Genomic DNA, 26,362 nt, shown 5'->3' with positions numbered 1-26,362 from the left:
TCCCGCAACATTCCGGTCTTCCGGCAAGGGTGGTGATGGACATCGGCGCACGCCTGCAACTGGTCCGCAAATCCAAAGGCCTCAGCCAGCGCGAGCTGGCCAAGCGCGTGGGCGTCACCAACAGCACTATCTCGCTGATCGAGCAGAACAAGGTCAGCCCCTCGGTCAGTTCGCTGAAGAAGGTGCTGGACGGCATTCCGATCTCGCTGGCCGACTTCTTCACCCTGGACCTGGAGAAGGGGCTGCCGGACAGACCGTTCTATGTCGCCGACGAACTGCCGGACGTGGGCAGCAACGGCATTCACTATTTCCTGGTCGGCCAGCACCGCCCGCAGCGCCAGATGTGCATCCTGCGCGAGGTGATGCCGCCGGGCAGCGACACCGGCGACAGCATGCTGGCCCACGACGGCGAAGAAGGCGGCGTGGTGATCGCCGGCGAAGTGGAGGTCACCGTCGGCGAGCAGGTCCGCGTGCTCAAGGCCGGCGAAGGGTATTACTTCGAAAGCCGGGTGCCGCACCGGTTCCGCAATGTCGGCGAGGTCGATGCGGTGATCGTCAGCGCGAATACGCCGGCGACGTTTTGAACGATTCGAGCCCCTCTCCCATCGGGAGAGGGGTTGGGGTGAGGGTCCGGCGAAGCCAGTGAGTGACCGGCATCGTGGACTCCGCCGAACCCTCATCCGGCGCTTCGCGCCACCTTCTCCCGGCGGGAGAAGGGAAACCAGCCAGGAGCCCCCATGAGCAATCCCCGCACGCAACAGGACTGGCAGGCGATGGCCGCCGGCCTGTCGATCCGCACGCAGGCCTTCATCGACGGCAAGTACGTCGATGCCGCCAGCGGCAAGACCTTCGACTGCGTCAGTCCCATCGACGGGCGCGTACTTGGAAAGGTCGCCGACGGTCAGGAGGCGGACATCAACCGTGCCGTCGCCGCCGCGCGCCGCAGTTTCGATGCCGGTGCGTGGTCGAACGCGCGCCCGACGCACCGCAAGAAGGTGCTGCTCAAGCTCACGCAGTTGATCGAGCGGCACGCCGACGAACTGGCGCTGCTGGAATCGCTGGACATGGGCAAGCCGGTCAGCGACGCGCGCAGCGTCGATCTGGCCGCGACCATCCGCTGCATGGGCTGGACCGCCGAGGCGCTGGACAAGGTGTATGGCGAAGTCGCCGCGACCGGTCCGGACGAACTGGGTCTGGTGACGCGCGAACCGCTGGGCGTCGTCGGCGCCATCGTGCCGTGGAACTTCCCGCTGCTGATGGCCACGTGGAAACTGGCGCCGGCCCTGGCGACCGGCAACTCCATCGTGCTGAAGCCGTCGGAAAAATCGCCGCTGACGGCGATCCGGCTGGCCGAGATCGCGATCGAGGCCGGTATCCCGGCCGGCGTGCTCAACGTGGTCCCCGGCTTCGGCAAGACCGCCGGCGAGCCGCTGGCGCTGCACATGGATGTGGACGGGCTGGTGTTCACAGGTTCCACCGCGGTCGGCAAGCGCCTGCTGCAATGCGCAGGCCTGTCGAACATGAAACGCGCCTACATGGAGTGCGGCGGCAAGAGCCCGAACATCGTGTTCGCTGATGCGCATGATCTCGACGTCGCCGCGAAGGCCGCCGCCAGCGGCATCTTCTACAACCAGGGCGAGGTCTGCACGGCGGCCTCGCGACTGCTGGTGGAGCGATCGATCAAGGACGAGTTCGTCGCCCGCGTGGTCGAGGCCGGCAAGGCCATGCGTCCGCGGCATCCACTCGATCCCGGCGCCCCGATGGGCGCGATGGTCGACGAAGGGCAGACGCAGCGCGTGCTGGACTACATCGAGAAGGGCAAGGCCGAAGGCGCCAGGCTGGCGCTGGGTGGCACGCGCGCGGAGGTGGAGGCCGGCGGCTGCTATCTGGAGCCGACCGTGTTCGACGACGTGGCGCACGAGCACACGATCAGCCGCGAGGAGATCTTCGGGCCGGTGCTGTCGGTAATCGCGTTCGACCGCGAGGAAGACGCCCTGCGCATGGCCAACGACAGCGAGTACGGCCTGGCGGCCGGCGTGTGGACGCGCGACATCAGCCGCGCGCATCGCGTGGCGCGCAAACTGCGCGCGGGCAGCGTGTGGGTCAATTATTGGGATGGCGGCGACATGACCGCGCCATTCGGCGGCTACAAGCAGTCCGGCAACGGCCGCGACAAGTCGCTGCACGCCTTCGACAAGTACACCGAGATCAAGGCGACCTGGATCAACCTGGGAAGCTGAACATGCTGCCTGTGGGAGCGACGTCAGTCGCGATGCCGATGTCCGCCAGGCCGGACGGAGATCGCGACCCACGTCGCTCCCACAGCCCCTCGTCCGTTCTGCCAGAATCGCCCCGTCCCACCCACCGGCCCGCCGATGACCGCCACCGCCGTCGCCTCCACGCCCGTCAACTCGCCGCGGCGCGTGCTGTTCGCCAGCCTGATCGGCACCACCATCGAGTTCTTCGATTTCTACATCTACGCGACGGCGGCGGTGCTGGTGTTCCCGCACCTGTTCTTCCCGCAGGGCGATCCCACCACGGCCATGCTGCAGTCGTTCGCCACGTTCGCGCTGGCCTTCATCGCCCGGCCGGTGGGATCGGCGCTGTTCGGCCACTTCGGCGACCGGGTCGGCCGCAAGGCGACGCTGGTGGCGGCACTGCTGACGATGGGGATTTCCACGGTGCTGATCGGCCTGCTGCCGACCTATGCGCAGGTGGGCATCGTGGCGCCGTTGCTGCTGGCGCTGTGCCGCCTGGGGCAGGGCATCGGCCTGGGCGGCGAATGGGGCGGGGCGGTGCTGCTGGCCACGGAGAACGCGCCTCCCGGCAAGCGCGCGTGGTACGGCATGTTCCCGCAGCTGGGCGCGCCGCTGGGGTTCCTGTGTTCGACCGGGATCTTCCTGCTGCTGACCGAGGTGATGAGCGATGCGGACTTCCTCGCCTGGGGCTGGCGCATTCCGTTCGTCGCCAGCGCGGTGCTGGTGTTCGTCGGCCTGTGGGTGCGGCTGCGCATCGCCGAGACGCCGGACTTCCAGAAGACGCTGGACCAAGGCGAGCGCGTCAAGGTGCCGATGTTGACCGCCATCCGCGAGCATCCGTTCGCGCTGGTGACCGGCACTTTCGCGCTGGTGGCCACGTTCGTGTTGTTCTACCTGATGACCGTGTTCGCGCTGAGCTGGGGTACGTCGAAGCTCGGCTACACGCGCGAGCATTTCCTGATGCTGCAGATGGTCGGCGTGCTGTTCTTCGCCCTGACCATCCCGCTTTCGGCGCTGTACGCCGACCGCTTCGGACGGCGCAACGCGATGATCGTGGCCACGCTGCTGATCATCGGGTTCGGCTTCGCCTTCGCGCCGCTGCTGGAATCCGGCAACGACCTGGGCGTGCTGGCGTTCCTGGCGCTGGGATTGGGCGCGATGGGCCTGACGTACGGCCCCTGCGGCACGATCCTGGCCGAGATGTTCCCGACCGCCGTGCGCTACACGGGCGCATCGCTGGCGTTCAACCTGGCCGGCATCCTCGGTGCGTCCCCCGCGCCTTACATCGCCACGCGGCTCGGTGAACGCTACGGATTGGCGTCGGTGGGCGGGTACCTGGCCGGCATGGCCCTGCTGACGTTGCTGGCCTTGTTGGCGATGCCGCGTCGGCGGTAATGCGTCCAGGCTCGCGATGGGGCATCGCGTGGTCGTGCGCATAGCGCACGCTACGGTCTGGCCCCGTCATGATCCGCTACGTCGCGTGCGCCACGCGCACGGCCGCAGGATCCTTCCCCGGCGCACGCTACCCGAACAGCCGCTTCACGGTGCGGCTGAGCCAGCCGCCCTGCTGGTGATCGCGGACGAACTGGTTGAGGTGGCGCTTCACCGAGTCGGCGTAGGCCTTGTCGTCGTTGCGGATGTGGTTGAACAGCCAGCGCGACAGCAGGCTGCGCAGTTCGTCCACGATGTCCTCGCCGGCCTGGAAGCGCAGGCGGTACTCGGACACCCGCCTGGTGAAGACGTCGTGCACCCGCTTGTGGGCCGCACTGAACGGGTAACCGGCCTCCTCCATCAGCTCTTCCTCGAACGCGAAGTGCGAAAGCGTGTAGTCGACCAGTTCATCGATCACTTCGCCCACGGCGAAGCGCTCCATCGACTTCTGGGTCACGTGGAGATGGTTGATCATCTCCACGATGCGGCGGTGCTGGCCATCGATGATGTCGATGCCGGTGTCCATGTCGTCCTGCCAGATCAGCAGTGTCATGCGCGGTTCCCCCCTGCCGGCGGATGCCGGAATGCGGGGGAATCTAGGTGTGCGTCCCTGTCGCGGCATTGATCGGAATCAATGCTGCGACCGATGGACGCAGCGAACGGTGGACTGATGTAGGAGCGACGTGAGTCGCGACCGCCGACCCGATACCGTCAGCGGGCTCTGGTCGAGTTGTAGCCATTGAGGCCCCGCTTGGTCTTTCGGTTGCATGGATGCGGTTTGGGCGCACCAATCTCCCGGTCGCGACTCACGTCGCTCCTACAGAGGGCGGCTAACCGCTCGACACCACCCGGTTCCGCCCGCCCGCCTTGGCCAGGTACAACCGCCGGTCGGCTTCGCTGAGCAGATGATTGAGCGTCTGGCCCGGGAAGCGGGTGCGGAACACGCCGATGCTGACCGTCATGCGCAGCGCGTGGCCACCCACATCGACCTGCAGCGCCTCGATCGCGGCGCGCAGCGACTCGAAATACTCCACCGCCTCGCTCTCGCCCAGGTAGGGCACCAGTGCGCAGAACTCTTCGCCGCCGAACCGGGCCACCAGGTCCTGCGTGCCCGCATGACGCGCGATGGCCTGGGCGACGGCCTTCAGGGCGAGGTCGCCGGCCTCGTGGCCATGCATATCGTTGATGTGCTTGAAATGGTCGATGTCGATGATCGCCGCCGTCACCGCCTGCTGGCGGCCGAGCGTGTTGGGCAACAGCGCATGGCATTCGGCCAGGAAGTGGCGGCGGTTCGGCAGGCCGGTGAGGAAGTCGCGGGTGGCCAGGTCCTGCAGCGTACCGATCAGTTCCAACTGATCGATGTTCTGCGAGACGCGGCAGAAGAATTCCTCGCGCGAGAACGGCTTGTGCAGGAAATCGTTGGCGCCGCTCTTCAGGAAGCGCGGCACCAGGCTGCCGTCGCTGGTGCCGGAGATGCCGATGATGGCCAGGTGGTCGCGCGCGTGGCGAGCGCGCAGGCGCCGGGTGAATTCGTGACCCTTCATGCCCGGCATTTCCTGGTCGACGATGGCCAGGCGGATGTCGGGGTTGGCGTCCAGCACGGCCAGGCCGGCCTCGCCGTCCGCCGCTTCCACCACGCGGAAGCCGTACATCGAGAGCAGCGCCGCCGCGTGCTGGCGGGCCGACCGCGAGTCGTCGACGATCAGCGCGGCGATGCGGCGGTTGCGTTCCAGCCGCTGCACCAGCCAGACCAGGTAGTCGATGCTGCCGGGCGTGTTCTTCAGCACGTAGTCCACCACCTGCCGGCGCAGCACCTGCTCGCGCAGGGTGTCGTCGTATACGCCGCTGACGACCACCGTGGGCAACTGGCGCGACAGGAAGAATTCGACCACCTCGTCGTGGCTGCCGTCGGCCAGGACCAGGCTGGTGACCACCATGAACCAGTCGGGGTGCTTCTCCAGCGTCGCGCGCGCCTCCGCCAGCGTGGAGGCGTAGACGACGGGCAGGCTGAGCTTCTGCTCGATCGCTTCGCCGATCAGGCGCGCATGCGTGCGCGAGTTCTCCACCACCAGGATGCGCTGGGGCAGGGGCGACTGGCTGGCGGTGGCGGGTACGGCGCGTTGCGGACTGGACATGCTCGGGAGGGCCGAGAGGAATTCCTGTCACTGCTATCGGCCGTTGCGGCGCGGACTTGAGAGCGTCGTCACGAAACGTGATGGCGGCGTGAAGGCCTTACCACAGCGCGTCGCGCAGCTTGTACCAGGCCATGGCCGCGACCAGCAGGGGGGTGCGCAGGGCGCGACCGCCGGGGAACGGATGGTGGTCGATCTTCGCGAACAGGTCCAGCCGCTCGGACTGCCCGCGGATCGCCTCGGCAAGCACGGTGCCCGCCAGCCCCGCGGCGATCAGGCCGTGTCCCGAGAACCCCTGGGCGAAATACAGGTTGGGCGACAGCCGTCCCCAGTGCGGGGCGCGATTGAGCGAGATGTCGATCATCCCGCCCCACAGGTACTCGATGCCGACATCGCGCAGCTGCGGGAACACGCGGTGCATGCGCCGCGTCATCACGCTGCGCAGGTTGGGCGGGGTCATCGCCGAATAGCTGGCGCGGCCGCCGAACAGCAGGCGGTGGTCGCGGCCAAGGCGGAAGTAGTCCAGCGCCCAGTTGGTGTCGGCCACCGCCATGTCGTTGCGGATCAGGGCGCGTGCGCGCGCCTCGCCCAGCGGCGGCGTGGCGGCGATGTAGGTGCCCACCGGCATCATCCGCGACTCCAGTTCCGGCGCGATCCCGCGCAACAGCGCGTTGCCGGCGAGGATCGCGGTGTCGCAGGCGACCTCGCCCCGCGCGGTCTTGAGCAGCGGTCGCGCGCCGCGGACGAGTTCCGTCACGCGGGAGCCCTCAAAGATGCGGACGCCGGCGTCCAGTGCGGCGCATCCGAGCCCCAGCGCGTACGCCAGAGGATGCAGGTGGCCGCTGACCGGGTCGTACATCGCGCCCAGGTAACGGTCGCTGGCGAGTTCGCTGCGCAGGCGCTCGCGGTCCCACCATTGCACGGGGTGGTGGTAGCGGGCGTTGAAGTCCTCGACCGCCTCTTCCACGTCGCGTTGCTGGCGCGGCTTGATCGGCACCGTGGCGTGGCCGTCGCGCCAGTCGCAGTCGATCCCGTGCCGGTCGATGCGCCCGCGCAGCCAGCGCAGGCCATCGAGCGACAGGTCGAACATCTTCTTGGCGTCGTCGAAGCCGACCAACGCTTCCAGCTTCGCCTCGCCGCAGCTGAAACCGGCGATGGCCTGCCCGCCGTTGCGCCCCGACGCGCCCCAGCCGATCCGCTCGGCTTCCAGCACGACCACCCTGTAGCCGGCTTCGGCCAGTTCCAGCGCCGCCGACAGCCCGGTGTAGCCGGCACCGAGGATGCAGACATCGGCGTCGACGCGGCCTTCCAGTACCGGTTGCGCCGGCAACGGCGTGGTGCTGGCGGCGTACCAGCTGTCGGGATAGGGGGCGCTGGAAAGGGCCGTGCTCATGATGCTTGTCCGCCGTCATCCCCGCGAAGGCGGGGACACAGTGCCTTCGTGTTCGCGAGGCGGACGTCGCTGGGTTCCCGCCTTCGCGGGAATGACGATCTCCAGGGCAGCATGTTCTTCCTCACACCGATCGCAGGTACCACGCGTATTCCAGGTCGGTCACCTCGGTATAGAAGCTGTGCATCTCCTTGAGCTTCTGCTGGCCGTAGATGTGCTGGAACGAGGTGCCGAATTGCTCGCGGATGAACTCGCTGCCCATGAACGCACCGATCGCCTCCCGCCAGAACGGCGTGCGGATCTCGGTCTGGTCGTAGGCGTTGCCGGTGATCGGCGGGCCGGGGTCGAAGCCCTGCTCGATGCCGTGCAGCATGCCGGCCAGCACCGCGGCGGTGACCAGGTAGATGTTGGCGTCGGCGCCGGCGATGCGGTGCTCGATGCGCGTATTGGCTTCGTCGCTGTGCGGGATGCGCATGGCGACGGTGCGGTTGTTGTAGCCCCACACATCGTTGAGCGGCACGAAGGCGTTGAGCACGAAGCGGCGGTAGCTGTTGGCGTGCGGCGCGAACAGCAGCAGGCAATCCTGGTCGCTGCGCTGCAGGCCGCCGATCGCGTGCCTCAGCGCATCCGCGGGTGCGGCCTGCGATGAGGCGAAGATGTTGCGGCCGTCGGCATCCAGCACGCTGGCATGGATATGCATGCCGCTGCCGGCCTGCCCGGCGAAGGGCTTGGCCATGAAGCTGGCCATCAGGCCCTGCTGCTGGGCGACCGCCTTGATCGCGCGCTTCAGGTAGATGGCGTCGTCGCAGGCGAGCAGGGCGTCGTCGCGGTGCTTGAGGTTGATCTCGAACTGGCCCGGCGCGTACTCCGCCACCGCGGTGTCGGCCGGAATGCGTTGCGCACGGCAGGCGGCTGCCACGGCATCGGTGAAGCCGCGGTAATCGTTGAGGTCTTCCATGTAGTAGACCTGCGTGCTGGTGTTGCGCTGGCCGGTCGCCGGATTGATCGAGGTGCGCGGACGCCCCGCGTCGTCCATGCGCTGGTCGAACAGGTAGAACTCCAGTTCCACCGCCACCACCGGCTTCAGCCCGCGCGCGGCATAGCGCGCGAGTACGCGCTTCAGCACTTCGCGCGGATTGGCCTCGAACATGCCGCCCTTCGCATCTTCCATGCTCAGCAGCAGCTGCGCAGCGGTGCGCGGCGACCACGGCACGGGCCGCAGCGAACCCGGCACGGGGCGGCAGATGCGGTCCTCGTCGCCGATGTCGTACCCCAGCCCGGTTTCCTCCACCGTGTTGCCGGTGATGTCGGTCGCGATCAGCGACATCGGCAGGCACACGCCGTCGCGATAGACCTTTTCCAGCGCGTCGCGGGTGATGCGCTTGCCGCGCAGCAAGCCGTTCATGTCCGGCAGCAGCAGATCGATCTGCTCGCAATCGGGAAGTGCGGCCAGCGTGGCGGCATCGTCGGCAGGCAGGGAAGACGCGGCGGAATCGGGGCGCATGAGGGTCATCCGGAGGGCTGCGGCGGAGCTTAGCAGAGCGCCCGGCGCGTCAAGAATACTCAACGGAAAGAATTCCGTAAGCGGTGGAAATGCCCGAAATTGGTGCCGCGGCGCACCATATCAGCGCCAAAAACGTCATCTGACGGCGTCGTGTTGTAAAAATAAAACGGCCGGGTTAACGTGCGGACAAGCCACTTTCGGGCTTCCTGCATGACCCCGCTGCCGCGGGTCGGCCTGCCGACCGACCACAAGCACATCGGTGCGCATCCCTTCCTCGCCGTCGGCGAGAAGTACGTGCGCGCGGTGGTCGACGGGGCCAACTGCCTGCCCTTGCTGGTGCCCACGCTCGACCCGGTCCTGCCGCTGCGGCAGGTGCTCGACGGCCTCGACGGCCTGCTGCTGACCGGGGCGGTGAGCAACATCGAACCGCACCACTACAGCGACGAATCCAGCTACGAGGGCAACCTGCTGGACCCGCGCCGCGATGCCACCAACCTGCCGCTGATTCCGCTCGCCATCGAACTGGGCGTGCCCGTCCTGGCGATCTGCCGTGGTTTCCAGGAGGTCAACGTCGCCTTCGGTGGCAGCCTGTACCAAAAGGTGCACGAGCAGCCCGGTTTCATGGACCACCGCGAGAACAGGGACGATCCGCTTGACGTGCAGTACGGGCCGGCGCACGACATCGCACTGGTGCCGGGTGGCCTGCTGGCCAGGCTGGCCGGCGACACGCGCGCCACCGTCAATTCGCTGCATGGCCAGGGCGTGCGCCGGCTGGGCAACGGACTGGTGGTCGAAGCGCAGGCGCCGGACGGGCTGATCGAGGCGTTCCGCCACGAGGGTCCGGGCTTCATGCTGGCGGTGCAGTGGCACCCCGAGTGGAAAGTGGCGGAGAACCCGTTCTACCTGTCGATCTTCCGCGCCTTCGGCGATGCCTGCCGGGAGCGGGCACGGCGACTGCGGGTGGCGGCATGAAGCGGCGGCATCCACCGCCATGGGAGGGCGGGCGCTGACGCGCCCGTTCCGCAGGCGACCGGCAGACCTGCCGGCCTTCTTCCTCCCAGGACCTCAGCTTTCCATGAGCCAGAAACAGACAGAACGAAAAAAGAAGACCGCGGCCGCCGAGCCCGCCGACAGTTCACTGCTCCGCTGGCTGCGGGAACGCAGCATCACCGAGGTCGAATGCCTGGTGCCCGACATCACCGGCATCGCGCGCGGCAAGATCATCCCGGCCGACAAGTTCAGTCACGACTACGGCACGCGCCTGCCGGAGGGCATCTTCGCCACCACCGTCACCGGCGACTATCCGGACGACTACTACGACCTGACGTCGCCGTCGGATTCGGACATGTTCCTGCGTCCGGATCCGGACACCGTGCGCATGGTGCCGTGGGCGACCGATCCCACCGCGCAGGTGATCCACGACTGCCATACCAAGGACGGCAAGCCCCACGACCTGGCGCCGCGCAACGTGTTGCGGCGCGTGCTTGCGGCGTACGAAAAGGAAGGCCTGCTTCCGGTGGTGGCGCCGGAACTGGAATTCTTCCTGGTACAGAAGAATACCGACCCGGACTTCCCGCTGCTGCCGCCGGCCGGCCGTTCGGGCCGCCCGGAAACGGCGCGCCAGTCGTATTCGATCGATGCGGTCAACGAATTCGACCCCATCCTCGACCTGATGTACGACTACTGCGACGCGATGGAACTGGACGTGGACACGCTGATCCACGAATCCGGCGCGGCGCAGCTGGAGGTCAACTTCACCCACGACGACGCGCTGTCGCGTGCCGACCAGGTGTTCCTGTTCAAGCGCACCATGCGCGAAGCGGCGATGCGCCATGGCGTGTACGCCACCTTCCTGGCCAAGCCGATGGAGAACGAACCCGGCAGCGCCATGCACATCCACCAGAGCCTGGTGGACGTGAAGACCGGACGAAATGTCTTCACCGGCAAGAGCGAAGGCAAGGGCAGCAAACTGTTCGGCCATTACCTGGCCGGGCTGCAGAAATACGTGCCGATGGCGATGGCGTTCTTCGGCCCCAACGTCAATTCCTACCGGCGGCTGGCGCTGGGGCAGGTGGCGCCGATCAACGTGCAGTGGGGCTACGACAACCGCACCTGCGGCCTGCGCGTGCCGATGGACACGCCGGACAACATGCGCGTGGAAAGCCGTTTCGCCGGCTCGGATGCCAATCCGTATCTCGCGATGGCGGGCACGCTGGCGTGTGGCCTGCTCGGCATCCGCGAACAGCTCAAGCCGACCGAGCCGCTGGCCAGCAGCGCGCAGGACATCGGTTTCGAACTGCCGCGCTCGCTGGGCGAGGCGCTGGACGAACTGGAAGGCTGCAAGCCGCTGCAGGAGCTGATGGGCGCGCGCTTCGTCCGCGCGTACGTGTCGGTCAAGCGCAAGGAGTACGAAACCTTCTTCCGCGTGATCAGCTCGTGGGAGCGTGAGTTCCTGTTGTTGAACGTCTGACCGTTGATCCCTTCTCCCTCCGGGAGAAGGTGGCGCGTAGCGCCGGATGAGGGTGCGGCGGCATCGGGATGGTTCACCGCCGATGGTTCTGCCGGACCCTCACCCCAACCCCTCTCCCAATGGGAGAGGGGCCCAATCTTGGAGCCCACATGACCCGACTCGACACCCGTACCCTGCAGAAGCTCGACGCCGAGCACCACCTGCATCCGTTCAACGACAACGCCGCGCTGGCGAAGCGGGGCACGCGCATCCTGACCCGGGGCGAGGGCTGCTACGTCTGGGATGCCGACGGCAACCAGCTGCTCGACGCCTTCGCCGGCCTGTGGTGCGTCAATGTCGGGTACGGGCGCAAGGAACTGGGTGAGGTGGCGTCGAAGCAGATGACGCAGCTGGCCTACTACAACAGCTTCTTCCAGTGCACCACCGAGCCGACCATCGAACTGGCGGCCAAGCTGGCGGAGCTGGCGCCGGGCGACCTCAACCACGCCTTCTTCGTCAATTCCGGTTCGGAAGCCAACGACACCATCCTGCGCCTGGTCCGCCACTTCTGGGCGGTGCAGGACCAGCCGCAGAAGACCATCTTCATCGGCCGCCACGACGGCTACCACGGCACCACGATGGCGGGCGCCAGCCTGGGCGGCATGAAGGGCATGCACAAGCAGGGCGGGCTGCCGATCCCGGACATCCACCACATCGATCCGCCGTTCTGGTTCGCCGACGGCGGCGACCTGTCCGAGGACGAGTACGGCCTGGTCGCCGCGCGCCGGCTGGAGCAGAAGATCCTCGAACTCGGTCCCGAGCGCGTGGCCGCCTTCATCGGCGAGCCGATCATGGGCGCCATCGGCGTGTACATACCGCCGAAGACCTACTGGCCGGAGATCGAGCGCATCTGCCGGCAGTACGACGTGCTGCTGGTGGCCGACGAAGTGATCTGCGGCTTCGGCCGAACCGGCGAATGGTTCGGTTCGCAGTACTTCGGCTTCCAGCCGGACATCATGCCGGTAGCCAAGGGCATCACCTCGGGCTACATCCCGCTGGGCGCGGCCATGTTCAACGACCGCATCTCGAAGGTGCTCAAGGAGCAGGGGGGAGAACTCGCGCATGGTGCCACGTACTCGGGCCACCCCGTCTGCGCGGCCGTGGCGCTGGAGAACATCCGCATCCTGCAGGAGGAGAAGATCGTCGAGCGGGCGAAGACCGAGATCGCGCCCTACCTGGCGCAGCGCTGGGCCGAGCTGGGCGAGCACCGGCTGGTCGGGCAGGCGCGCATCGCCGGCATGGTCGGCGCGCTGGAACTGGTGCCCGACAAGCGAAAGCGCGCGTTCTTCCCCGAGCGCGGCACGGTCGGTCAGCGCTGCCGCGACCACGCGCTGAAGCATGGTCTGATCCTGCGCGCGACCTGGGACGCCATGCTGCTGTCGCCGCCGCTGATCATCACGCGTGCGCAGGTGGACGAACTGTTCGAGAAGACCTGGAAAGCGCTCAACGACACCGCGACGGACCTGGGAATGTAATGTCATCGCAAGGTCCGTGCGCTGCGTCACGGCGCTGCGGCCCGGGCGTATGATGGTTCCATCCCCCGATCCTGTTCCATGGAGACACCGATGAAGCTCAAGACCCTCACCGTCGTGCTGGCCGCCACCGTGCTGGCCGCCTGTGGCGGGACGGATGGCGCGGCCGCCGATGGCGCGTCGTCCAAGACGTTGAACGTCTACAACTGGCCCGATTACATCGCCGAGGACACCATCCCGAACTTCGAGCAGCAGACCGGCGTGAGCGTCACCTACGATGTGTTCGACAGCGATGAGATGGTCGAGACCAAGCTGCTGGCCGGCAGCAGCGGCTACGACGTCGTCGTGCCTTCGCTGAGCTTCCTGGGCCGGCAGATCCAGGCGGGCGTGTTCCTGCCGCTGGACAAGAGCAAGATCCCCAACCTGAAGAACCTCGACCCGAAGATGCTGGAGCGCATCGCGCTGCAGGATCCGGGCAACCGGTTCGCCGTGCCCTACCTGTGGGGCACCAGCGGCATCGGCTACAACGTCGACAAGATCAAGGCGATCTTCGGCGACACCGCCGTCACCGGCAGCTGGGACGTGGTGTTCAAGCCGGAGAACGCGGCCAAGCTGAAGGACTGCGGCATCACCGTGCTGGATACGCCGTCGGAACTCATCCCGATCGCGCTCAACTACCTCGGAGAGGACCCGCACAGCTTCGACCCGGCCGTGATCGACAAGGCCGCCGCGCTGCTGAAGACCATCCGCCCCTACATCCGCAACTTCCACTCGTCCTCGTACATCAACGACCTGGCCAACGGCGATGTCTGCCTGGTGGTGGGCTGGTCGGGCGACATCATCCAGGCGCGCGACCGCGCGGCGGAGTCGGGTAATGGCGTGAACGTGGCGTACTCCATTCCGAAGGAAGGCGCGCCGCAGTGGTTCGACATGCTGGCCATCCCGAAGGACGCCAAGAACGTCGACAACGCGTACGCCTTCATCAACTACCTGCTCGATCCGCAGGTCGCGGCGGCGAACACCAATTACGTGACCTATCCGAACCCGGTGCCCGCGTCGAAGCCGCTGGTCGACAAGAGCATCGCCGACGATCCGACGATCTATCCGCCGGCCGACGTGGACGCGAAGCTGTTCACCTTCGCCGTGCTGCCGCCGGACGTGGATCGGCAGTACACGCGCATCTGGACGGAGCTGAAGACCGGGCGCTGAAACAAGCACGGGCGCGTGCCGGAACGGACGCGCCCTTCGTCATCGTGGCGGCGCCCGGGGAAGCGGGCGACGGCATGGGGGAGGGGAAGGGGAGCACGACGGCACGGAACCGGCCACTGCACCGACAGCACGCCCGCGGCGGCCCAGGCCGGCAAGGGACCACATCAAGCCGCCCTCGCGGGCCGAACGGAGAGAGATGGATGAAACTGCGCGTACTGGCAACCACCCTGGCCCTGTGTACCCTCGCTGCCTGCGGCGGAAAGTCCGGTGACGAAGGCGGCAATGCCGCAGGCGCCGCCAAACAGGTCAACGTCTACAACTGGTCCGACTACATCGCCGAAGACACCATTCCGAACTTCGAGAAGGCCTCCGGCATCAAGGTGACCTACGACGTGTTCGACAGCAACGAAGTGCTGGAGACCAAGCTGCTGGCCGGCAGCAGCGGTTACGACGTGGTCGTGCCGACGATGAACTTCCTGGGCCGCCAGATCCAGGCCGGCGTGTTCCTGCCGCTGGACAAGAGCAAGATCCCCAACTACGCCAACCTCGACCCGGCCATCATGAAGCGGCTGGAGAACCAGGATCCCGGCAACCAGCACGCCATTCCCTACATGTGGGGCACCACCGGCATCGGCTACAACGTCGACAAGGTCAAGGCGGCATTCGGCACCACCGACATCGCCAACAGCCTGGACATCGTGTTCAAGCCGGAGAACATCAGCAAGCTGAAGGACTGCGGCGTGACCTTCCTCGACACGCCGTCGGAGATCATCCCGATCGCGCTCAATTATCTGGGCGAGGATCCCAACAGCCAGGACCCGGCGGTGATCGACAAGGCCGCCGCGCTGTTGAAGACGATCCGTCCCTACATCACCAACTTCCATTCCTCCCAGTACATCGACGCGATGGCCAACGGCGACACCTGCCTGGTGGTGGGCTGGTCCGGCGACATCATCCAGGCGCGCGACCGCGCGGTGGATGCGAAGAACGGCGTCAACATCGCCTACGCCATCCCCAAGGAAGGCGCGCCGCAGTGGTTCGACATGCTGGCCATCCCGAAGGACGCCAAGCACCTGGACGAGGCCTACGCCTTCATCAACTACCTGCTCGATCCGCAGGTGATGGCCAACAACTCCAACTTCATCAGCTACCCGAACGCCATTCCGAAGGCGAAGGAGCTGATGGACAAGGCGATCACCGAGGATCCGACGATCTACCCGACGCCCGAGGTGGAGGCCAAACTGTTCACCTTCGCCATCATCACGCCCGAGGTCGACCGCCAGTACACCCGCATCTGGACGGAACTGAAGACCGGCAAGTAAGCACCGCCGCCGGGACGGACGCGGTCCGTTCCGGCGCGGGGTCGCAGACATCCAACATCCACGCCGGCGTCCACGGAAGCCGGCGACCAGGGGATCTCCATGACGGCAGAACAGGGCAACGGCGCGGCACCGAACGTCAAGGCGAATACGCAGGAGTACCTGCGCATCGTCGACGTGCGCAAGGAGTTCGACGGGTTCGTGGCGGTGGATGACACCAACCTGACCATCCGCAAGGGCGAGATCTTCGCGTTGCTGGGCGGCTCGGGCAGCGGAAAGTCCACCCTGCTGCGCTGCCTGGCAGGGTTCGAGACGCCTTCCTCCGGCAAGATCTACCTAGACGGACAGCTGCTCAACGACCTGCCGCCTTACGAGCGGCCGCTCAACATGATGTTCCAGTCGTACGCACTGTTCCCGCACATGACGGTGGAACAGAACATCGCGTTCGGTCTGAAGCAGGATGGCCTTTCGAAGGACGCCATCAGCAAGCGCGTCGAGGAGATGCTGGCGCTGGTGCAGTTGGGCAAGCTGGCCAAGCGCAAGCCGCACCAGCTCTCCGGCGGCCAGCAGCAGCGCGTGGCACTGGCGCGGTCGCTGGCCAAGGGCCCGAAGCTGCTGCTGCTCGACGAGCCGATGGGCGCGCTGGACAAGAAGCTGCGCTCGCAGATGCAGCTGGAACTGGTCAGCATCATCGAGAAGTCCGGGGTGACCTGCGTGATGGTCACCCACGACCAGGAAGAGGCCATGACCATGGCCACCCGCATCGCGCTGATGGACCAGGGCTGGATCCGCCAGGTCGGCACGCCCGACGAGATCTACGAGCAGCCGACCAGCCGCTTCGCCGCCGAGTTCATCGGCTCGGTCAACCTGATCGAGGGCGCGGTGGAGGAAGACGAAGCCAACTACGTGACCATCCGCTCGCCACAGCTGCCGGACCCGATCTACATCGGCCACGGCATCTCGGGCTTCGAGGGGCAGGAGGTCGGGTTCGCGGTGCGGCCGGAGAAGCTCGGCATCGGCAAGGACGAGCCGCCGCAGCCGCACAACAAGGCCAAGGGCGTGATCGAGGACATCGCCTACTTCGGCAGCCACTCGGTCTACCACGTACGCCTGCCGAGCGGGTACAAGTTCATGGCCAACTTCGCCAACGTGCAGCGCTGGGCCAGTGAAGGGCTCACCTGGAACGACGAGGTCTGGGTGTGGTGGGGCGACAACGACGGCGTGGTGCTGACCTCATGAACCTCCTACGCTCCCTTCGGAAGCGCCTGCCGGGGCCGCGCTGGGGCGTGATCTCGGTTCCCTATGTCTGGCTGCTGCTGTTCTTCGCCATCCCGTTCCTGATCGTGCTGAAGATCTCGTTCGCCAAACTGGCGATCGCGATGCCGCCGTACACGCCCATCCTCGAGTACATCGACGAGGCGCTGACGCTCAAGCTCAACCTGGGCAACTACGCGGCGTTGTTCACCGACTCGCAGTACGTGGCGGCCTACCTCAGTTCGATCAAGATCGCCGCCATCTCGACGCTGCTCGCGTTGCTGGTGGCGTATCCGATCGCCTACGTCATCGCCCGGTTGCCGCCTTCGTCGCGCAACATCGCGATGATGCTGGTGGTGCTGCCGTCGTGGACCTCGTTCCTGATCCGCGTCTATGCCTGGATCGGCATCCTCAAGAACAACGGCCTGCTCAACAACCTGCTGATGAAGATCGGCATCATCGACGAGCCGCTGCAGATCCTGTACACGCCGCTGGCGGCCTACATCGGCATCGTCTACTGCTACCTGCCGTTCATGGTGCTGCCGCTGTACACCAACCTGGTCAAGCACGACCAGCGCCTGCTGGAAGCCGCCTACGATCTCGGCGCAAAGCCGTGGAAGGCGTTCTTCACCATCACCCTGCCGTTGTCCAAGGCGGGCATCATCGCCGGTTGCATGCTGGTGATGATCCCGGCGGTCGGCGAGTTCGTCATCCCTGAGCTGCTGGGCGGCCCGGACACGCTGATGATCGGCCGCGTGCTGTGGGGCGAGTTCTTCAACAACCGCGACTGGCCGGCGGCATCGGCGGTGGCCATCGTCATGCTGATCCTGCTGCTGATCCCGATCCTGATCTTCAACCGGGTGCAGCAGCGCGAGATGGAAGGGAGGCTGACATGAGCCGCGCGCGCCAACGCGCCGTCAACTGGACGGTGCTGGGGTTGGGCTTCGCCTTCCTCTACATCCCGGTCCTCATCCTGATGGTGTATTCCTTCAACGAGTCGCGGCTGGCCACGGTCTGGTCCGGCTTCTCGTTCAAGTGGTACGGCGAGCTGTTCCGCGACAAGCAGATGCTGCAGGCCGCGTGGATCAGCATCAAGGTGGCGTTCTGGACCGCGACCGCGGCGGTGGTGCTGGGCACGATGGCCGCGCTGGTGATGACGCGCATGCGGCGGTTCCCCGGCAAGACGCTGTTCGGTGCGCTGATCACCGCGCCGCTGGTGATGCCCGAGGTGATCATCGGCCTGTCGATCCTGCTGATGTTCGTCTCGCTGGGGCAGGTGGTCGGCCTGCAGCCGCGCGGCATCCTGTCGATCTGGATCGCGCACGTGACCTTCACCCTGGCCTTCGTCACCGTGGTGGTGTCCTCGCGGCTCTCCGAACTGGACAAGTCGCTGGAAGAGGCCGCGATGGACCTGGGCGCGAACCGGATCAAGGTGTTCTTCCTGATCACCCTGCCGATCATCGCGCCGGCGCTGGTGTCGGGCTGGCTGCTCGCCTTCACCCTGTCGCTGGACGACGTGGTGATCGCCAGCTTCGTCGCCGGTCCCAGCTCGACCACGCTGCCGATGAAGGTGTTCTCGTCGGTGCGCATGGGCCTGAGCCCGAAGATCAACGCCCTCGCCACCCTGATGATCCTGGTGGTGAGCGTGGCCGCGTTCCTCGGCTGGTGGTTCATGTCCCGGGAAGAGAAGCGCCGCCAGCGCGACATGCAGCTGGCGTTGCAGGACAACGGATAGCAAGTGGCAAGGCAGGGAGGGTCGGTCGGACGCGGGTGCGGCCGCGATCCTTGTTACGTCATCCCAGCGAAAGCTGGGATCCACTGTGATTGTCGTGTGCACGTCCAGTAAATCAGGGGCAGAAGCAGGATGGATCCCGGCTTTCGCTGGGATGACGGCGGAACCATTGGAGGCGGAGGAGATCTCCCGCCACGGCGCCATAACGTCTCCGCATCCAGAATCGCTTTCTTCTTCCGGCAGACCATGACCAAGAAGCAGCCATGACCGTCGAAACCGTCAATCCCGCGACCGGACAGGTCGAGTACCGCCACGAACTGATGACCGCCTCACAGGTGGATGCCGTACTCGCGGCATCCTTGAAGGGATTCCCCTTGTGGTCCGCGCTGTCGCTCGCCGAACGCGGCAAGGTGATGCGCGCGGTCGGCGCGGAGCTGCGTCGCAGGCGCGACGACATCCAGCGCATCATGACCGCCGAGATGGGCAAGCTGCGCAAGGAGGCGCTGGCCGAGGTCGACAAGTGCGCCGGCGCCTGCGACTACTACGCCGACCACGCCGCCGATTACCTGCAGGACCGTCCGGTCGCCACCGACGGCCAGCGCAGCTACGTGCGCTACGAGCCGATCGGCTGCGTGCTGGCGGTGATGCCGTGGAATTTCCCGATCTGGCAGGTATTCCGCTTCCTCGCGCCGGCACTGATGGCCGGCAACGTGGCGGTGCTCAAGCACGCCAGCAACGTGCCGCGATGCGCCGACGTCATTGCCGACGTGCTTGCGGCGGCAGGGCTGCCGGAGGGCGTGTTCGGCGTGCTGCACATCGATAACGACCAGGCGGCGGAAGTCATCCGAGATCCGCGTGTCGCCGCGGTGACGCTGACCGGCAGCGAGCGCGCGGGACGGTCCGTCGCATCCAATGCCGGCAGCCAGCTGAAGAAGAGCGTCATGGAGCTCGGCGGCAGCGATGCCTTCATCGTGCTGGACGATGCCGACCTGGACAAGACGGTGGCCGGCGCGGTGGCCTCGCGCTTCGGCAATGCGGGGCAGACCTGCATCGCCGCCAAGCGCTTCATCGTGCAGGAGGGCATCGCGGATGCCTTCGTGCAGCGCTTCGTCGAAGCGGCGGCGAAGCTGCAGCTCGGCGACCCGCAGGACGATGCCACCACGCTCGCGCCGATGGCGCGCCAGGACTTGCGCGACGAACTGCACAGGCAGGTGCAGGCCAGCGTCTCGAAAGGCGCCAAGGTGCTGCTGGGCGGGGAACCCGATGCCTCGCATGCGGGGTATCCGGCCACCATTCTCGATGCCGTGGCGCCGGGCATGCCGGCCTACGACGAGGAACTGTTCGGCCCGGTGGCCAGCATCCTGCGGGTCAAGGACGAGGCCGAGGCCGTGCGCGTGGCCAACGACACCACCTTCGGCCTGGGAGGCAGCGTGTGGACCCGGGACGTGGCGCGCGGCGACCGCATCGCGCGGCAGCTGGATGTCGGCGCCGCGTTCGTCAATGCGATCGTGCGCAGCGATGTGCGCCTGCCGTTCGGCGGCACCAAACGGTCCGGCTTCGGGCGCGAACTGGCCGAGCACGGCATCCACGAGTTCATGAACATCAAGTCGGTCTACGTGGCCTGATTGTTTGTAGGAGCGCCCCATGGGCGCGATGCTCCTGCTTTCGATCATTCCCGGAGCAAAAGCATCGCGCCCATGGGGCGCTCCTACGAGGAATTGCCTGCTCCGGTGGAACGGATGGTTACGGTGGCCGCCGTTCCTAAGCGGTCATGCCGGTGCCATCTTGTCGGCAGTTGACCAGGAGGCACCATGAGCACGCTGACCGATACCACGCCCGCCCACGTGATCCGCACGATCCGCGGCCGACCCACGTCCGACGGCGCCGGCGTCAAGCTGACGCGCGTCATCGGCGGCCCCGACCTGCCGGACCTGGACCCGTTCCTGCTGCTGGACGAGTTCGGCACCGACAAGGCCGAGGACTATCTCGCCGGTTTTCCCGAGCATCCCCATCGCGGTTTCGAGACGGTGACTTACATGCTCGACGGGCGCATGCGCCATCGCGACAACCACGGCAACGAAGGCCTGCTGACGCCGGGCGCGGTGCAGTGGATGACCGCCGGTCGTGGCCTGGTGCATTCGGAGATGCCCGAGCAGGAGTCCGGCCGCATGCGCGGATTCCAGCTGTGGGTGAACCTGCCGGCGCGCGACAAGATGACCGAACCGAAGTACCAGGAGTTCGACCCGGAGAAGATCCCGGTCGCGCACCCGGCGAAAGGTGTCGAGGTCAAGGTCATCGCCGGCAGCGTCGGCGACACGCAGGGCCCGATCTCGCAGCCGGCCACCGATCCGGTGTATCTCGACATCGCGCTGCAGCCGGGCCACGCCTGGGACTACGCGCTGCCGGCCGGACACAACGCGTTCGCCTACGTGTTCGAAGGCGCGGTGACGGTGGGCGAGGGCGATGCGGCGCGTCCGCTGGACACGCACGAGATGGGCGTGCTGGGCGGCGGCGATACGCTGCAGCTGCGGGCCGGCAGCCGGCCCGCGCGGCTGATGGTGGTGGCGGGGCGTCCGCTGCGCGAGCCGGTGATGCGGCACGGCCCGTTCGTCATGAACACCCGGCAGGAACTGATGCAGGCCTTCGTGGATTTCCAGGAAGGCCGGTTCTGAGGCTGGCGCGGCGGAACGTCTGTCCGCCGCGCTCGCCGCCGTCAGTTGCCGGCGGACAGCTGCGCGCCGATATTGTTCATGTCGAGTTGGCGCGCCAGCGAGATCAGCGATGCCAGTTCTTCGGGTGACGCGGCATTGATCCACACCTGCGCGTAGCGGTCGTCTTCGTACTCGACCACGGCGATGCGTCGCGATGCCATCTGCGGCAACGTCTCCTGGCCCCCCAGGTTGGGCTGGTACCAGTACATCTCCTCGCCGGAGAAGGTGCTTTCCTCCTGGCGCAGGCGTCGCTCCAGGCTGATCTTGGGGTCGCGCGCGGTCAGCATCAGGTTGAACACCTGCCGGCCATCGTCGGTGAGCGCCTTGCAGGTGATGAAGGTGGCATCGACGCGCTGCTCCCAGGTCAGCCCGGCATCGGCCGGCAGGGTCGGGCAGGCCGGCGCGGTCTGCGCCCACGCGACGGTGGAGAAAAGGGTCAGGCCAACGGCAATCACGATCTTCATGTAGTCCCCCTGGATGAAAGGTCCGGGTGGCAGACTGCGCCACGTCATCGGCCACCGCGGCGGGCCATGCGCCCTGGCGTCATCCCCTCGCATTCCACGGTGTCGACTGTCTTTCCCGCGACAGTCGACCCGACCATAGCCCATGCTGCGGCGCAAAACAACGCAGCAGGCCCGCCAACGGCGACCCGGGTCACAGCGTCGGCATGTCCGCGCCCGACGGGCCGAGCGCGGTCGGCCGACTCACTGCCGGTCGCGGCCGAGCCAGCCGTACAGCATGCCGCCGATCAGGCCACCCAGGACCGGCGCCAGCCAGAACAGCCACAGCTGCCCCATGGCGGCCGGGCCCGCGAACATCGCCACGGCGGTTGAACGCGCCGGATTCACCGACGTGTTGGTCACCGGAATGCTGATCAGGTGGATCAGGGTCAGCGCCAGGCCGATGGCGATCGGGGCGAAGCCGGCCGGCGCACGTGCGTGCGTGGCGCCCATGATGACGATCAGGAAGAACGCCGTGAGCACGACTTCGGTCAGGAAGGCCGCCGCCACGGTGAACCCGCCCGGCGACATCGCGCCGTAGCCGTTGCTGGCGAACGCGCCCGCCGCGTTGGGATCGACCGCAAAGCCGGGATGGCCACTGGCGATCTGCCACAGGATGAAGCCGGCGGCCAGGCCACCCACCACCTGCGCCACCAGGTAGGGCACCAGTTCGCGGGCGGGAAACCGTCCGCCGGCCCACAGGCCCACGCTGACCGCCGGATTGAAATGGCCGCCGGAGATGTGGCCGAACGCGTAGGCGCCGGTCAGCACGGTCAGGCCGAAGGCCAGGGACACGCCCAGCAGGCCGATGCCCAGCGGATTGCCGTCGCCGCCGAAGTTGGCCGCGAGCACGGCGCTGCCGCACCCACCCAGCACCAGCCAGAACGTCCCCAGAAACTCTGCCGCGAGTTTCTTTGCCATCGTCATGTCGGCCCCCAATGCGTGCGCCCCGTCACATGACGGTGGGCGCACGATAACGGAAGCCACGCACGGCAGATGTTTGCTTTGCGTTAGAACGGGCGCATTCGAACACCAATGAAGTGCGCCTCACATTTGCATCCCGACAGGCGGCGGGCTCAACGCTCCGGCAGCGGGATGAATTCCGTTTCGCCCGGCACGTGGCCGAAGCGGCCTTCCCGCCAGTCCTGCTTGGCCTGTTCGATCCGCTCCTTGGAGCTGGACACGAAGTTCCACCACAGATGGCGCGGCGCATCCAGCGGTTCTCCACCCAGCAGCATCGCCTTGACCGGCGTCTTCGCCCGCAGGACCGCACGGCTGCCGCGATCGAACACCACCAGGTGCTTTTCCGGGATGTCGGCGCCGTCGACCTGCGCCTGGCCTTCCAGCACGTAGAGCGCGCGTTCGACGTGGCCGTCGTCGATCTCCAGCTCTGCATCCGGCAGCAGGTCGACGGCGACGTTGAAGGTGCCGCTGAATACCTTCACCGGCGACTCTTCGCCATACGCGCGACCGGCGATGACGCGAAGGCGCGCACCACCACGCTCGATCAGCGGCAGCGCGGCGGCGGTGTGATGGTGGAACTCGGGCGCGACTTCTTCCGCCGAGCGCGGCAGCGCCACCCAGGTCTGCATGCCGTGCACGTCGTGGCGCCCGGCGCGCACGTCGCCGGGCGTGCGCTCGGAGTGGGCGATGCCGCGGCCGGCGGTCATCCAGTTGACGTCGCCCGGCGTGATGACCTGTTCCGATCCCAGCGTGTCGCGGTGGTGGATCGCGCCCGACCAGAGGAACGTCACCGTGGCCAGTCCGATGTGCGGATGCGGCCGCACGTCGATGCCGCGCCCCGGCTCGAACACCGCCGGTCCCATGTGGTCGACGAACACGAACGGGCCGACGCTGCGGGCCTGCAGGCTGGGAACGGCGCGGCGCACGTTGAAGCCGTCGCCAAGGTCGTGCACGCGGGGCGCGATGATCGTGGTCATGGGTGGGTCCTCGGGGAGAGGCGCCAAGCATCGCACGGCGCATCGGCCGCGCCTGCGACAGCAGGGAAACGGATTGTTGCGGGCGGCCTCACCCGCGCCGGGACGCGATGCGGTCGGCCAGTCGCGTGGGCTCTGGCAGGCGGTAGCCGCGCAGCGTGCGCAGCACCCCGTCCAGCGCGCCCTGCATCGAGACGCGATGCCCGGGCGAGACGATCAGCGGATTGCAGCGCGGTTTGCTGCGCAGCACCCAGCCGATCTGGTCGCCGCGATGGATCAGTGGCGTGCGCTCGCCCGCCAGCGGCCCCGGCGTCTCGTGCCTGCCGCACAGCACGTTCTTCGCCACGCCGATGCTGGGCAGGCCGGTGACCACCCCGAAATGCGCGGCGATGCCGAGACGGCGCGGATGGGCGATGCCCTGGCCGTCCACGAAGACCAGGTCGGGCACCTGCGGCAGGCGTTCGAGTGCGGCGACCAGGGCGGGCAGTTCGCGGAAGCTCAGCAGGCCCGGCACATACGGCATTGAGGTGGGAATGCGGACGACGTCGGTGGCGATCGGCTGCAAGGTATCTGCCGCCAGCAGCACGGCGGCGGCGCGGGTCGTGGCGCCTTCGTCCTCGAAACCGACATCGAAACCGGCCAGCCAGCGCGGCGTGTCGGGTGCCTCATCGCGCAGCACGACCTCGGCGGCCAATGTTTCCTGCAGCCGCCGCGCATCCGCGATGCTGCCGTCCCAGTCGCCGAAGATCCCCTTCATGGGCCGGTGGGCGCGCCGTAGCGCTGCACGTCGAGCGTCGCGCGGCCGTCGGCATCGAAATGCACGATGGACATGCGGTCGTACTCGGTTTCGTCCATCGCGGTGGTTGCGCAACCGCACAGGGCTGCCACCAGATCCGGCACGGTGTTGCTGTGTCCGACCACCAGCACCGTTCCGCTGCGATGGGCCTGCTTCCACTGCGCGGCGATCTCGGCGGCCGGCCCGCGCGCGTAGTAAGCCGTCAGCGGCAATGCGTGGGCCTCGGCGGTCGGTTGCGCGGTCTGCCGTGTGCGGCGGAACTCGGTGGCGTACACGGCCACCAGCGGTGCGTCGCGCAGGCGTTCGGCCAGCAGCGCCGCGCGCGCTTCGCCGGCCGCGGACAGGCGCGGATCCTCGGGGTCGTCGGTCGCTTTCTCGGCATGACGGACCACCACGAAGGTCAGCGGTGCGGAGATGTCGCGCACCGGCGTGCCGCTGCAGCCGGCCAGCGAGACCAGCAGCAGGCCGAGGGACAGTCGAAACCGGTGCGGCAGGCGCATGGCGATCCTTGACGGAGACGGGAACGGAGCGTGCGGTGGAGCGCCCGCCGGCGCAAGCGGCATCCTCACGGCGCTGCCGCTACGATAGGGCCGGTTCCGTGAAGAGGGGGAGACCATGCGCAAGTGGCTGCGTCGGCTGGGGCTGGCCGTGGCGCTGGTGGGTGTGGCGTCGATCGTGGCGCTGTACAGCTACGGGCGTTTCGCCGAGGGCGCGCGCGGGCCGGCCTCGTACGCGCTGCCCACCGCCGCCGGTGCGACCGCACTGGATCGCGCGGTCGCGCCGCTGCTGCGCGAGCGAGGCAGGCAGAGCGGCATGGCGCTGCTGTCGGACAACCTGGATGCCTTCGCCGTGCGCGCCGCCACCGCACGCGCCGCCGGCCGCAGCCTGGACCTTCAGTACTACATCTGGAACCACGACTTCACCGGCAACCTGCTGGGCTACGAGGCGCTGCGCGCGGCCGACCGCGGCGTGCGCGTGCGCCTGCTGCTGGACGACATGACCGCGCACGGCAAGGACTCGCACCTGGCGGCGCTGGATGCGCATCCCAACATCGAAGTGCGGCTGTTCAATCCCTCGCGCAGCCGCGCCGGCGTGTTGGGCCGCGCCAGCGAGATGCTGTTGCGTCCGATGGCCATGAACCGCCGCATGCACAACAAGGCCTGGATCGCCGACGGTCGCGTGGCCGTGGTCGGCGGGCGCAACGTGGGCGACGAGTACTTCGACGCCGCCGCGCAGACCAACTTCCTCGACCTGGACGCCGTGCTGCTCGGTCCGGCGGTCGCTCAGACCGCTGCGATCTTCGACGATTTCTGGAACAGCGCCTCGGTGATTCCGCTGGCGGCGCTGAGCACCGCCGAAGAGGGCGCGCTGGAGCGCCTGCGCGAGCACGGCGACGCCGGCTACCGGTCGCCGCAGGCGGCGGACTATGTGGCGCGGCTGCGCAGCGCACCCGGCATACGCGCGCTGGTCGGCGGCAACACGCTGCACTGGCTGGACGAGGTGGGCGTGTACTCGGACCCGGCGTCCAAGGGCCAGGGCGAGGGGCAGGGCACGTGGCTGGTGCACCGGTTGGGCAAGGCGATGGGCGAAGCGAAGCGCGAACTGCGGGTGATCTCGCCGTACTTCGTGCCCGGCGACGAAGGCGCGCGCTGGCTGGTCGGCAAGCGCGCGCAGGGCGTCGATGTCAGCGTGCTGACCAACTCGCTTGCCGCGAACGACGTGATGGCCGTGCACGGCGGCTATGCGCCGTATCGCGTGCCGCTGCTGGAGGGGGGCGTGGCGCTGTTCGAGCTGATGCCGCACGGCCAGCAGGACAGCAGCCTGTTCGGTTCCAGCGGCGCCAGCCTGCATACCAAGGCGTTCGTGGTGGATGGCGAGGCCGGCTTCATCGGCTCGTTCAACCTCGATCCGCGTTCGGTCAACCTCAACACCGAGATGGGCGTGCTGTTCCGCGACCGCAGTGCGGCCGCCGCGCTGCTGCGCAGCTACGAGGCGAAGATCGCGCCGGATACCAGCTACCGCGTGACCCTGCAGGACGGCGCCCTGCGGTGGGAAGACGCATCGACCGATCCGCCGCGCGTCTGGGACCGCGAGCCCGAGGCCAGCGTCTGGCGTCGCTGGACCGCGCGCGCCGTCGGCTGGCTGCCCATCGAATCGCAACTGTAGCGTGCGCCGTGCGCACGACCGCATGACGCGCGACCCCGCATC

Annotated in this window: 23 protein-coding genes; 14 read left to right on the top strand and 9 right to left on the bottom strand. The window is 67.4% G+C overall.

All coding sequences use genetic code 11. The annotated features are described in order from the left end of the window. Nucleotides 1-35 precede the first annotated feature (35 nt). The 3 genes from VGN58_RS05745 to VGN58_RS05735 all read left to right on the top strand — a co-directional run bounded on the left by VGN58_RS05745 (nt 36) and on the right by VGN58_RS05735 (nt 3,653). On the top strand, nt 36-584 hold the full coding sequence (locus VGN58_RS05745; RefSeq protein WP_327482349.1) for a cupin domain-containing protein: 549 nt from the start codon (nt 36-38) through the stop codon (nt 582-584). A 153-nt stretch (nt 585-737) separates the two neighbouring features. Next, the gene (locus VGN58_RS05740; RefSeq protein ID WP_327482348.1) at nt 738-2,240 is read left to right on the top strand and encodes an aldehyde dehydrogenase; all 1,503 of its coding nucleotides are present in this window, start codon (nt 738-740) and stop codon (nt 2,238-2,240) included. A 135-nt stretch (nt 2,241-2,375) separates the two neighbouring features. Further along, nucleotides 2,376-3,653: an MFS transporter gene (locus VGN58_RS05735; protein ID WP_327482347.1), complete on the top strand. Its 1,278-nt coding sequence runs from the start codon at nt 2,376-2,378 to the stop codon at nt 3,651-3,653. A gap of 127 nt (nt 3,654-3,780) precedes the next feature. Here the strand turns inward: VGN58_RS05735 and VGN58_RS05730 are convergent, their stop codons facing one another. The 4 genes from VGN58_RS05730 to VGN58_RS05715 form a co-directional block, all read right to left on the bottom strand. After that, the gene (locus VGN58_RS05730; protein WP_327482346.1) at nt 3,781-4,242 is read right to left on the bottom strand and encodes a bacteriohemerythrin; all 462 of its coding nucleotides are present in this window, start codon (nt 4,240-4,242) and stop codon (nt 3,781-3,783) included. 277 nt (nt 4,243-4,519) lie between these two features. Continuing rightward, the gene (locus VGN58_RS05725; protein ID WP_327482345.1) at nt 4,520-5,824 is read right to left on the bottom strand and encodes a diguanylate cyclase; all 1,305 of its coding nucleotides are present in this window, start codon (nt 5,822-5,824) and stop codon (nt 4,520-4,522) included. Between the two features lie 97 nt (nt 5,825-5,921). Then, nucleotides 5,922-7,214, bottom strand: coding sequence for an FAD-binding oxidoreductase (locus tag VGN58_RS05720; RefSeq protein ID WP_327482344.1), 1,293 nt, complete (start codon nt 7,212-7,214; stop codon nt 5,922-5,924). Nucleotides 7,215-7,335: 121 nt separating this feature from the next. After that, on the bottom strand, nt 7,336-8,715 hold the full coding sequence (locus VGN58_RS05715; RefSeq protein ID WP_327482343.1) for a glutamine synthetase family protein: 1,380 nt from the start codon (nt 8,713-8,715) through the stop codon (nt 7,336-7,338). Nucleotides 8,716-8,925: 210 nt separating this feature from the next. On the opposite strand from VGN58_RS05715, the gene VGN58_RS05710 reads away from it, so the two are divergent. The 10 genes from VGN58_RS05710 to VGN58_RS05665 all read left to right on the top strand — a co-directional run bounded on the left by VGN58_RS05710 (nt 8,926) and on the right by VGN58_RS05665 (nt 20,882). Next, nucleotides 8,926-9,687: a gamma-glutamyl-gamma-aminobutyrate hydrolase family protein gene (locus VGN58_RS05710; protein ID WP_327482342.1), complete on the top strand. Its 762-nt coding sequence runs from the start codon at nt 8,926-8,928 to the stop codon at nt 9,685-9,687. A 103-nt stretch (nt 9,688-9,790) separates the two neighbouring features. Then, entirely contained in the window at nt 9,791-11,185 is a 1,395-nt protein-coding gene (locus tag VGN58_RS05705; protein ID WP_327482341.1) for a glutamine synthetase family protein, read from the top strand. A gap of 149 nt (nt 11,186-11,334) precedes the next feature. Beyond that, nucleotides 11,335-12,699 (top strand): aspartate aminotransferase family protein, encoded by a 1,365-nt coding sequence (locus VGN58_RS05700; RefSeq protein WP_327482340.1) that lies wholly within the window; start codon nt 11,335-11,337, stop codon nt 12,697-12,699. A 90-nt stretch (nt 12,700-12,789) separates the two neighbouring features. After that, the gene (locus tag VGN58_RS05695; RefSeq protein WP_327482339.1) at nt 12,790-13,905 is read left to right on the top strand and encodes a polyamine ABC transporter substrate-binding protein; all 1,116 of its coding nucleotides are present in this window, start codon (nt 12,790-12,792) and stop codon (nt 13,903-13,905) included. Nucleotides 13,906-14,105: 200 nt separating this feature from the next. Continuing rightward, nucleotides 14,106-15,227, top strand: a complete 1,122-nt coding sequence (locus VGN58_RS05690; RefSeq protein WP_327482338.1) for a polyamine ABC transporter substrate-binding protein — start codon at nt 14,106-14,108, stop codon at nt 15,225-15,227. Between the two features lie 99 nt (nt 15,228-15,326). Then, nucleotides 15,327-16,463, top strand: coding sequence for an ABC transporter ATP-binding protein (locus VGN58_RS05685; protein WP_414710755.1), 1,137 nt, complete (start codon nt 15,327-15,329; stop codon nt 16,461-16,463). Then, nucleotides 16,460-17,374, top strand: a complete 915-nt coding sequence (locus tag VGN58_RS05680) for an ABC transporter permease subunit (RefSeq protein WP_327482337.1) — start codon at nt 16,460-16,462, stop codon at nt 17,372-17,374. The genes VGN58_RS05685 and VGN58_RS05680 overlap by 4 nt, the downstream gene beginning before the upstream one ends. Next, nucleotides 17,371-18,213: an ABC transporter permease subunit gene (locus VGN58_RS05675; protein WP_327482336.1), complete on the top strand. Its 843-nt coding sequence runs from the start codon at nt 17,371-17,373 to the stop codon at nt 18,211-18,213. The genes VGN58_RS05680 and VGN58_RS05675 overlap by 4 nt, the downstream gene beginning before the upstream one ends. Before the next feature lie 260 nt (nt 18,214-18,473). Further along, nucleotides 18,474-19,835, top strand: a complete 1,362-nt coding sequence (locus VGN58_RS05670) for an NAD-dependent succinate-semialdehyde dehydrogenase (protein WP_327482335.1) — start codon at nt 18,474-18,476, stop codon at nt 19,833-19,835. Nucleotides 19,836-20,021: 186 nt separating this feature from the next. Beyond that, nucleotides 20,022-20,882: a pirin family protein gene (locus VGN58_RS05665; RefSeq protein WP_327482334.1), complete on the top strand. Its 861-nt coding sequence runs from the start codon at nt 20,022-20,024 to the stop codon at nt 20,880-20,882. A gap of 41 nt (nt 20,883-20,923) precedes the next feature. Here the strand turns inward: VGN58_RS05665 and VGN58_RS05660 are convergent, their stop codons facing one another. The 5 genes from VGN58_RS05660 to VGN58_RS05640 all read right to left on the bottom strand — a co-directional run bounded on the left by VGN58_RS05660 (nt 20,924) and on the right by VGN58_RS05640 (nt 24,654). Beyond that, nucleotides 20,924-21,385, bottom strand: a complete 462-nt coding sequence (locus VGN58_RS05660) for a hypothetical protein (protein WP_327482333.1) — start codon at nt 21,383-21,385, stop codon at nt 20,924-20,926. Nucleotides 21,386-21,625: 240 nt separating this feature from the next. Further along, complete coding sequence (gene aqpZ / locus VGN58_RS05655; RefSeq protein WP_327482332.1) at nt 21,626-22,348, bottom strand: aquaporin Z; 723 nt, start codon at nt 22,346-22,348, stop codon at nt 21,626-21,628. Nucleotides 22,349-22,497: 149 nt separating this feature from the next. Then, nucleotides 22,498-23,361 carry a pirin family protein gene (locus VGN58_RS05650; RefSeq protein WP_327482331.1) on the bottom strand — a complete coding sequence of 288 codons (864 nt, stop codon included), beginning with the start codon at nt 23,359-23,361 and terminating at the stop codon, nt 22,498-22,500. 88 nt (nt 23,362-23,449) lie between these two features. Further along, on the bottom strand, nt 23,450-24,115 hold the full coding sequence (gene nfi / locus VGN58_RS05645; protein WP_327482330.1) for a deoxyribonuclease V: 666 nt from the start codon (nt 24,113-24,115) through the stop codon (nt 23,450-23,452). Beyond that, nucleotides 24,112-24,654: a phosphoglycerate mutase family protein gene (locus tag VGN58_RS05640; RefSeq protein WP_327482329.1), complete on the bottom strand. Its 543-nt coding sequence runs from the start codon at nt 24,652-24,654 to the stop codon at nt 24,112-24,114. The genes nfi and VGN58_RS05640 overlap by 4 nt, the downstream gene beginning before the upstream one ends. 115 nt (nt 24,655-24,769) lie before the next feature. On the opposite strand from VGN58_RS05640, the gene VGN58_RS05635 reads away from it, so the two are divergent. Continuing rightward, complete coding sequence (locus VGN58_RS05635; RefSeq protein ID WP_327482328.1) at nt 24,770-26,320, top strand: phospholipase D family protein; 1,551 nt, start codon at nt 24,770-24,772, stop codon at nt 26,318-26,320. The last annotated feature ends 42 nt before the right edge of the window (nt 26,321-26,362 follow it).

The organism is Pseudoxanthomonas sp. (genome assembly GCF_035999195.1).
Taxonomy (GTDB): domain Bacteria; phylum Pseudomonadota; class Gammaproteobacteria; order Xanthomonadales; family Xanthomonadaceae; genus Pseudoxanthomonas_A.
This window is presented reverse-complemented; position numbering and strand designations above follow the sequence as displayed.

What these genes read in the sequence shown, in the direction of transcription:
- VGN58_RS05745 (WP_327482349.1), top strand. Translation starts at nt 36, where the DNA reads ATGGACATCGGCGCACGCCTGCAACTGGTCCGCAAATCCAAAGGCCTC.
- VGN58_RS05740 (WP_327482348.1), top strand. Translation starts at nt 738, where the DNA reads ATGAGCAATCCCCGCACGCAACAGGACTGGCAGGCGATGGCCGCCGGC.
- VGN58_RS05735 (WP_327482347.1), top strand. Translation starts at nt 2,376, where the DNA reads ATGACCGCCACCGCCGTCGCCTCCACGCCCGTCAACTCGCCGCGGCGC.
- VGN58_RS05730 (WP_327482346.1), bottom strand. Translation starts at nt 4,242, where the DNA reads ATGACACTGCTGATCTGGCAGGACGACATGGACACCGGCATCGACATC.
- VGN58_RS05725 (WP_327482345.1), bottom strand. Translation starts at nt 5,824, where the DNA reads ATGTCCAGTCCGCAACGCGCCGTACCCGCCACCGCCAGCCAGTCGCCC.
- VGN58_RS05720 (WP_327482344.1), bottom strand. Translation starts at nt 7,214, where the DNA reads ATGAGCACGGCCCTTTCCAGCGCCCCCTATCCCGACAGCTGGTACGCC.
- VGN58_RS05715 (WP_327482343.1), bottom strand. Translation starts at nt 8,715, where the DNA reads ATGCGCCCCGATTCCGCCGCGTCTTCCCTGCCTGCCGACGATGCCGCC.
- VGN58_RS05710 (WP_327482342.1), top strand. Translation starts at nt 8,926, where the DNA reads ATGACCCCGCTGCCGCGGGTCGGCCTGCCGACCGACCACAAGCACATC.
- VGN58_RS05705 (WP_327482341.1), top strand. Translation starts at nt 9,791, where the DNA reads ATGAGCCAGAAACAGACAGAACGAAAAAAGAAGACCGCGGCCGCCGAG.
- VGN58_RS05700 (WP_327482340.1), top strand. Translation starts at nt 11,335, where the DNA reads ATGACCCGACTCGACACCCGTACCCTGCAGAAGCTCGACGCCGAGCAC.
- VGN58_RS05695 (WP_327482339.1), top strand. Translation starts at nt 12,790, where the DNA reads ATGAAGCTCAAGACCCTCACCGTCGTGCTGGCCGCCACCGTGCTGGCC.
- VGN58_RS05690 (WP_327482338.1), top strand. Translation starts at nt 14,106, where the DNA reads ATGAAACTGCGCGTACTGGCAACCACCCTGGCCCTGTGTACCCTCGCT.
- VGN58_RS05685 (WP_414710755.1), top strand. Translation starts at nt 15,327, where the DNA reads ATGACGGCAGAACAGGGCAACGGCGCGGCACCGAACGTCAAGGCGAAT.
- VGN58_RS05680 (WP_327482337.1), top strand. Translation starts at nt 16,460, where the DNA reads ATGAACCTCCTACGCTCCCTTCGGAAGCGCCTGCCGGGGCCGCGCTGG.
- VGN58_RS05675 (WP_327482336.1), top strand. Translation starts at nt 17,371, where the DNA reads ATGAGCCGCGCGCGCCAACGCGCCGTCAACTGGACGGTGCTGGGGTTG.
- VGN58_RS05670 (WP_327482335.1), top strand. Translation starts at nt 18,474, where the DNA reads ATGACCGTCGAAACCGTCAATCCCGCGACCGGACAGGTCGAGTACCGC.
- VGN58_RS05665 (WP_327482334.1), top strand. Translation starts at nt 20,022, where the DNA reads ATGAGCACGCTGACCGATACCACGCCCGCCCACGTGATCCGCACGATC.
- VGN58_RS05660 (WP_327482333.1), bottom strand. Translation starts at nt 21,385, where the DNA reads ATGAAGATCGTGATTGCCGTTGGCCTGACCCTTTTCTCCACCGTCGCG.
- aqpZ (WP_327482332.1), bottom strand. Translation starts at nt 22,348, where the DNA reads ATGACGATGGCAAAGAAACTCGCGGCAGAGTTTCTGGGGACGTTCTGG.
- VGN58_RS05650 (WP_327482331.1), bottom strand. Translation starts at nt 23,361, where the DNA reads ATGACCACGATCATCGCGCCCCGCGTGCACGACCTTGGCGACGGCTTC.
- nfi (WP_327482330.1), bottom strand. Translation starts at nt 24,115, where the DNA reads ATGAAGGGGATCTTCGGCGACTGGGACGGCAGCATCGCGGATGCGCGG.
- VGN58_RS05640 (WP_327482329.1), bottom strand. Translation starts at nt 24,654, where the DNA reads ATGCGCCTGCCGCACCGGTTTCGACTGTCCCTCGGCCTGCTGCTGGTC.
- VGN58_RS05635 (WP_327482328.1), top strand. Translation starts at nt 24,770, where the DNA reads ATGCGCAAGTGGCTGCGTCGGCTGGGGCTGGCCGTGGCGCTGGTGGGT.